Below are 6,197 nucleotides of genomic sequence, written 5' to 3'. Positions count from 1 at the left end.
GGGGGGGGAGCCGATTGCAGGCCTATTTCGAGCGGCGCTCCGGCGATGTGGTCGACGAGCCGGCGACCGCGATGTCGCTGGCACTGGTGATCCGCCGCGGCCTGGCCGCTGCGGCCTTCACCGTCGACGAGGTGACCCGGACGGCACCGTTGTGCACACCCGCGCGGCTCGACGAATTGTCGGCCGGCGGCGGTGCCCTGACGTCCGGCTGACGCCTCGGTGCGCTCGCCGCGCCGAGCGCACCGAGAAGTGGCAGGATGACGGAGCCGGAGTGCACCGCAGGTGCCCCGGAGGTGAATTCGGACCCGAGGGTGTCGAATTCAGCAGGTACCGACACGGGGAAGGACGGAATCGGTGCGACTGTCGCCGCATGAGCAGGAACGTCTGCTCATCTCCTACGCCGCCGAGCTGGCCCGCCGCAGGCAGGGTCGCGGACTCAAGCTCAACCATCCGGAGGCGGTCGCCGTCATCACCGATCACGTCCTCGAAGGCGCGCGAGATGGCCGTACCGTCGCCGAACTCATGGCCAGTGGCCGCGAGGTTCTCACCCGCGACGACGTGATGGACGGGATACCGGAGATGCTGCACGACGTGCAGGTCGAGGCGACTTTCCCGGACGGCACCAAGTTGGTCACCGTGCATCACCCGATCGGCTGAGGTAGGGGAGTTATCCAGTGGCGCAGCAGAAATCGACGATCGTGCCCGGTGAGGTGATCACCGCCGACGGCGACATCGAACTCAACGCGGGAGCCTCGGCGATCACCCTGACCGTCACCAACACCGGTGATCGCCCGGTCCAGGTCGGCAGTCACGTCCACTTCCCGCAGGCCAATCCGGCGCTCGACGTCGATCGCGATCAGGCGCGGGGGCGACGCCTCGACATCCCCGCCGGTACCGCGGTGCGCTTCGAACCGGGGATCGAGATGACGGTGACACTGGTCCCGCTCGGCGGAACCCGTGAGGTGCACGGGATCTCGCTGGATGCGCCCGGGAAGGTGGACTGAGATGGCGATCCTCGGACGTGACCGCTACGCGCAACTGTTCGGCCCCACCACCGGTGATCGGATTCGTCTCGCCGACACCGATCTGCTCATCGAGGTCACCGAGGACCGTTGCGGCGGACCGGGTCTGGCCGGCGACGAAGCGGTGTTCGGTGGCGGCAAGGTCATCCGGGAATCGATGGGGCAGAGTCGCGCCACCCGCGCCGATGGCGCGCCCGACACCGTCATCACCGGCGTGGTCGTGCTCGACCACTGGGGAATCATCAAGGCCGACATCGGAATCCGCGACGGCCGCATCGTAGCCCTGGGTAAGGCCGGAAATCCCGACACGATGGACGGGGTGCATCCCGACCTGGTGATCGGGGCGTCGACGGAGATCATCGCGGGCAACGGCAAGATCCTGACGGCCGGCGGTATCGACTGCCATGTCCACTTCATCTGCCCACAGATCATGGACGAGGCGCTCGGCAACGGCATCACCACGCTGATCGGCGGCGGCACCGGACCCGCGGAGGGTTCCAAGGCCACCACCGTCACGCCCGGCGCGTGGCATCTGGCGTCGATGCTCGCCGCCACCGATCACTGGCCCATGAACATCGCTCTGCTGGGCAAGGGCAACACCGTCAGCGCCGAGGCCATGCGCGAGCAGATCCGTTCCGGCGCATCGGGATTCAAGCTCCACGAGGACTGGGGGAGTACACCGGCCGCGATCGACGCCTGCCTGCGCGTGGCCGACGAGACCGGGGTGCAGGTGGCGCTGCACTCCGACACGCTCAACGAGGCCGGCTTCGTCGAATCGACCCTGGGTGCCATCGCCGGACGCAGCATCCACGCCTATCACACCGAGGGTGCAGGCGGCGGGCACGCACCCGACATCATCACCGTTGCCGCGGCGGCCAACGTGCTGCCGAGTTCGACGAATCCGACCCGCCCGCACACCGTCAACACCCTCGACGAACACCTCGACATGCTGATGGTCTGCCATCACCTCAATCCCACCGTGCCCGAGGATCTCGCGTTCGCCGAGAGCCGCATCCGGCCGTCGACCATCGCTGCCGAGGATCTGCTGCACGACCTGGGTGCGATCTCGATGATCGGGTCGGACGCGCAGGCGATGGGTCGTATCGGCGAGGTGGTGTTGCGGACGTGGCAGACCGCGCACGTGATGAAGCGCAAACGTGGGGCGCTCGAGGGTGACAGCCGCGCCGACAACAACCGCGCACAGCGCTACATCGCCAAGTACACGATCTGTCCGGCGGTCGCCCACGGTTTCGACGACGAAATCGGATCGGTCGAGATCGGCAAGCTCGCCGACCTCGTGCTGTGGGATCCGGCGTTCTTCGGTGTGAAGCCGGACCTGGTGATCAAGGGCGGCGCGATCGCCTGGGCGCAGATGGGAGATGCCAACGCCTCCATCCCGACCCCGCAGCCGGTCCTGCCCCGACCCATGTTCGGTGCCGCGGCACCGACCGCCGCCGACACCTCGCTGAGCTTCGTCGCGCCGGGCTGCGACGAGGATCTGGCCGATCGCATCGGCATCCGTCGCCGGCTGGTACCGGTGAAGAACACCCGCGCCCTCGGCAAGGCCGACATGCCGCGCAATGCCGCGACGCCGACCATCGAGGTCGACCCCGACACCTTCACCGTGCGCATCGACGGGGCGGTGTGGGATGCCGAGCCGGTGCCCGAACTGCCGATGGCACAACGGTATTTCCTGTTCTGAGCCGCCGTGACCGATCCCGCTGCGCCCGCCACGTCGTCGTTGGCGATGATGCTGACCCTGGCCGATTCGCGCCTGCCGGTGGGCGGCCACGTCCACTCCGGTGGTGTCGAGCAGGCGATCACCGACGGCTTCGTGCGCGGCGTCGCCGACCTCGCCGCCTTCCTGCACCGACGACTCACCACCAGCGGCCTGGTCGCGGCGTCGATCGCCGCCGCGGTGGCCGAGGGCACCCTCGACGTTCGGGCCGCCCAGATCGAAACCGATGCCCGCACCCCGTCGGCCGCCGCGCGCAAAGCGTCTCTCGCTCAGGGCCGCGGCATGGTCCGACTGGCCCGCCGCATGTTCCCGGCGACTGATTTCTCGGCGCACCTGCCGAGCACTCATCTGCCGGTCATCAGCGGCTCGGTCGGCGCGGCGTCGGGCCTGTCGGGCATGCAGACCGCGCTCGTGTGCGTCTACACGACGGTGAGCGGCACGGCGACGGCCGGCCAGCGGCTCCTGGCCCTCGACCCGGCCGATGTCGCGGTGATGATCGCCGACCTCGGTGCCGAGTGCGAAGCGGTGGCCGCGCAGGCCGCGACCGGACTCGCGGATCTGTCCGATCCGATTCTCGACGTCCTCGCCGAGCGTCACGAGACCCGGCCCATGCCCCTGTTCATGAGTTGACCCGCTCGGCCCACGAGCCGAGCCGACCGCAGACCAAGCCCGATCACGATCCGACCCCCGAGAGGAATCCATGCCCCCGCACCTGATCGACGGCGAACCCCACGATCACGGCCACGACCGGCCACGCCGCCATCGCGAGCCCGGAGAAGCGCTGCGCGTCGGCATCGGCGGGCCCGTCGGCTCCGGCAAGACCGCACTCGTCGCGGCCCTGTGCCGCCAACTGCGCGACGAACTGTCGGTCGCCGTGCTGACCAACGACATCTACACCACCGAGGACGCCGACTTCCTGCGCCGCAACGCCGTCCTGCCCGACGAACGGATCACCGCCGTGCAGACCGGTGGCTGCCCGCACACCGCGATCCGCGACGACATCACCGCCAACCTCGACGCGATCGACGACCTGATCGCGGCCAATCCGCCGCTGGATCTGATCCTCGTCGAGTCCGGCGGTGACAACCTCACCGCCACCTTCTCCACCGGACTGATCGACGTGCAGATCTTCGTCATCGACGTCGCCGGCGGCGACAAGGTTCCCCGCAAGGGCGGCCCCGGGGTGACCTGGTCGGACCTGCTCGTCATCAACAAGACCGACCTCGCGCCGCAGGTCGGTGCCGATCTGGAGGTGATGCGTCGCGACGCCGCCAAGGTCCGGGAGGGCCGCCCGACCGCGATGATCTCACTCACCGACGATCCGGCCGCCACCGATGTGCTGGCCTGGGTGCGTGGTCATCTCGCAGCCGACGCGCCGGTGGGTGGCGGGGCGGCCGGACGGTAGATGCGCACCGAGGTCGAGATCGTCGTCGAGGCCGGTCGCTCGCCGCGTGTGCGTGCCACCGGCGGGCTGGCCGTTCGCCGGACCGGGACGTCGCGTGCACACCTGATCGGGACTGCGGCGACCCCGCTGGGCGGCGACCACATCGAGGTTCTCGTGCATCTCGCGGAGGCGACGTCGCTCGACCTCGGTTCGGTGGCCGCGATGATCGCCCTGCCCGCCGCGGATCGGGTGGAGTCGACCTCGCGATGGCGTATCGAGGTCGGCGCGGGCGCCCGTCTGCGGCTCGACCCGCAGCCCACCGTGGTGGCCGGGGGAGCCCACCACGATTCGGTGATCGAGGTGCACGCCGACGCCGACGCGACGATCGATCTGCACGAGCACATCCAGATAGGCCGGTCGGCCGTCGATCACCCCGGCGACGACGCCGGACGATGGCGCGGACGACTCCACGTCGACGTCGACCGGCGTCCCATCCTGCGTCACGGACTCGAGTTGGGGGCCGGATCGGCTTGTGCTGCAGCGGGTTTCAACGCACTGACCAGCGTGTTCCGGTACCCCGACGCGAGCCCCGCCCACGTCGACGCAGACCATTTCGCGGCGCGGCTCGCCCTCGTCGGCGATGCATCGCTCACCACCGCACTGGGGCGGGGGGTCGCTCAGGCACGAGCCCACTGCGACGCCCTCGATGTAGCAGCTCTCGCGCAGATCTAGGGCTCAGCCCAGCCCCTAGCTGGCCTCGGCCGCGGAGGCCTTGTCGGCCTCGGTCGTGGTGGCGTCGGCGTCGCTGGTGGGCTTGTTCGCGGATTCGGTCGCCGCCGCGGTGTCGTCGGCACCGGCCGCCTCGGCCTCCACCTCGGGCACCGACTTGTTCTCCAGTGCCGACAGCGCGCCGATGGCCGTGCGCGCGTACACCTGCTGTTCGGTCACCGCGAGCTGCGAGCGACCGCGCGTGCTGAACGCGAAGAACCAGTTGATCAGCGTGTTCAGCCGGTTGCGGAAACCGACGAGGTACACCAGGTGCAGCGCGAGCCAGCCGAGCCAGGCGAAGTATCCCTCGGTCTCGAACTTCTTCTTGGTACCCGGGATCGGCACCTGCATCACCGCGCTGAAACGCGAGATGGTGGCCATCGACCCCTTGTCGTAGTAGCTGAACGGCTTGCGCTGATCCGGCGTCTGACCCTTCTGCTCGGCCTTGATCGCATCGGCGGCGTAGCGGCCGCCCTGGATCGCGCCCTGCGCCACGCCCGGCACGCCGTCGACGGCCATCATGTCGCCGACGACGAAGACCTCTGGGTGATCGGGGATGGTCAGATCGGGCAGCACCTTCACGCGCCCCGCCCGGTCGAGTTCGACACCCGACTGTTCGGCGAGTTGCTTGCCGAGCGGGCTGGCCTGCACGCCCGCCGACCACACCTTGCACTGCGATTCGATCCGTCGGGTGCTGCCGTCCTTCTCCTTGACCACGAGGCCGTCGTAGTCGAGGTCGACGACCATCGCACCGAGTTGGATCTCCACACCCATCTTCTCCAGGCGCGCGGCGGCCTTGCGACCGAGCTTTTCGCCGAACGGTGGCAACACCGCGGGAGCCGCGTCGAGCAGGATCACCCGGGCTTCGGTGGGGTCGATGTTGCGGAAGGCTCCCTTGAGGGTCTTGTCGCTCATCTCCGCGATCTGACCGGCCAGCTCGACCCCGGTGGGGCCGGCGCCGACGACCACGAAGGTCAACAGCTTGGCGCGCTCGGCAGGGTCGTCGGACAGCTCGGCCTGCTCGAACGCGCCGAGGATGCGTCCGCGCAACTCGAGGGCGTGGTCGATGGTCTTCATACCCGGCGCGTACTCGGCGAAATGGTCATTGCCGAAGTACGACTGGTCGGCGCCCGCGGCGATGATGAGCTTGTCGTAGGGCGTCACCGTGATGCGCTCGAGCAACCGGGAGGTCACCGTCTTGGCGGTCAGGTCGATCTGGAACACATCGCCCATCAGCACGGTGACGTTGCGTTGCTTGCGCAGTACCACGCGGGTGGCCGGGGCG

7 protein-coding genes and 1 pseudogene are annotated in these 6,197 nt (G+C 69.0%); 7 read left to right on the top strand and 1 reads right to left on the bottom strand.

What is annotated here, in order from left to right; genetic code table 11:
* From B1964_RS11625 to B1964_RS11595, 7 genes and pseudogenes are all read left to right on the top strand, one after another.
* Nucleotides 1–212: pseudogene (locus B1964_RS11625) on the top strand (aldolase); the annotation flags it as partial.
* A gap of 142 nt (nt 213–354) precedes the next feature.
* A complete protein-coding gene (locus B1964_RS11620) occupies nt 355–657 on the top strand; it encodes an urease subunit gamma (protein WP_014362194.1) in 303 nt (100 codons plus the stop codon).
* Nucleotides 658–674: 17 nt separating this feature from the next.
* Complete coding sequence (locus tag B1964_RS11615; RefSeq protein ID WP_006368059.1) at nt 675–1,004, top strand: urease subunit beta; 330 nt, start codon at nt 675–677, stop codon at nt 1,002–1,004.
* A 1-nt stretch (nt 1,005) separates the two neighbouring features.
* Entirely contained in the window at nt 1,006–2,724 is a 1,719-nt protein-coding gene (locus B1964_RS11610; RefSeq protein WP_079929843.1) for an urease subunit alpha, read from the top strand.
* A 45-nt stretch (nt 2,725–2,769) separates the two neighbouring features.
* Entirely contained in the window at nt 2,770–3,390 is a 621-nt protein-coding gene (locus tag B1964_RS11605) for an urease accessory UreF family protein (protein ID WP_170320168.1), read from the top strand.
* A 70-nt stretch (nt 3,391–3,460) separates the two neighbouring features.
* A complete protein-coding gene (gene ureG / locus B1964_RS11600; RefSeq protein ID WP_006368056.1) occupies nt 3,461–4,165 on the top strand; it encodes an urease accessory protein UreG in 705 nt (234 codons plus the stop codon).
* Nucleotides 4,166–4,876 (top strand): urease accessory protein UreD, encoded by a 711-nt coding sequence (locus B1964_RS11595; RefSeq protein WP_079929842.1) that lies wholly within the window; start codon nt 4,166–4,168, stop codon nt 4,874–4,876.
* A gap of 15 nt (nt 4,877–4,891) precedes the next feature.
* On the opposite strand, the gene B1964_RS11590 is transcribed toward B1964_RS11595, so the two are convergent.
* Nucleotides 4,892–6,197: NAD(P)/FAD-dependent oxidoreductase (locus B1964_RS11590; protein WP_079929841.1), on the bottom strand; the 1,306-nt coding region annotated here is incomplete at its 5' end.

Source organism: Gordonia sp. i37 (assembly GCF_002043085.1).
Taxonomy (GTDB): Bacteria; Actinomycetota; Actinomycetes; order Mycobacteriales; family Mycobacteriaceae; genus Gordonia; species Gordonia polyisoprenivorans.
This window is presented reverse-complemented; position numbering and strand designations above follow the sequence as displayed.

Coding starts and splice junctions, on each gene's coding strand:
- ureG (WP_006368056.1), top strand. CDS start 3,461: ATGCCCCCGCACCTGATCGACGGCGAACCCCACGATCACGGCCACGAC.
- B1964_RS11605 (WP_170320168.1), top strand. CDS start 2,770: ATGATGCTGACCCTGGCCGATTCGCGCCTGCCGGTGGGCGGCCACGTC.
- B1964_RS11610 (WP_079929843.1), top strand. CDS start 1,006: ATGGCGATCCTCGGACGTGACCGCTACGCGCAACTGTTCGGCCCCACC.
- B1964_RS11595 (WP_079929842.1), top strand. CDS start 4,166: ATGCGCACCGAGGTCGAGATCGTCGTCGAGGCCGGTCGCTCGCCGCGT.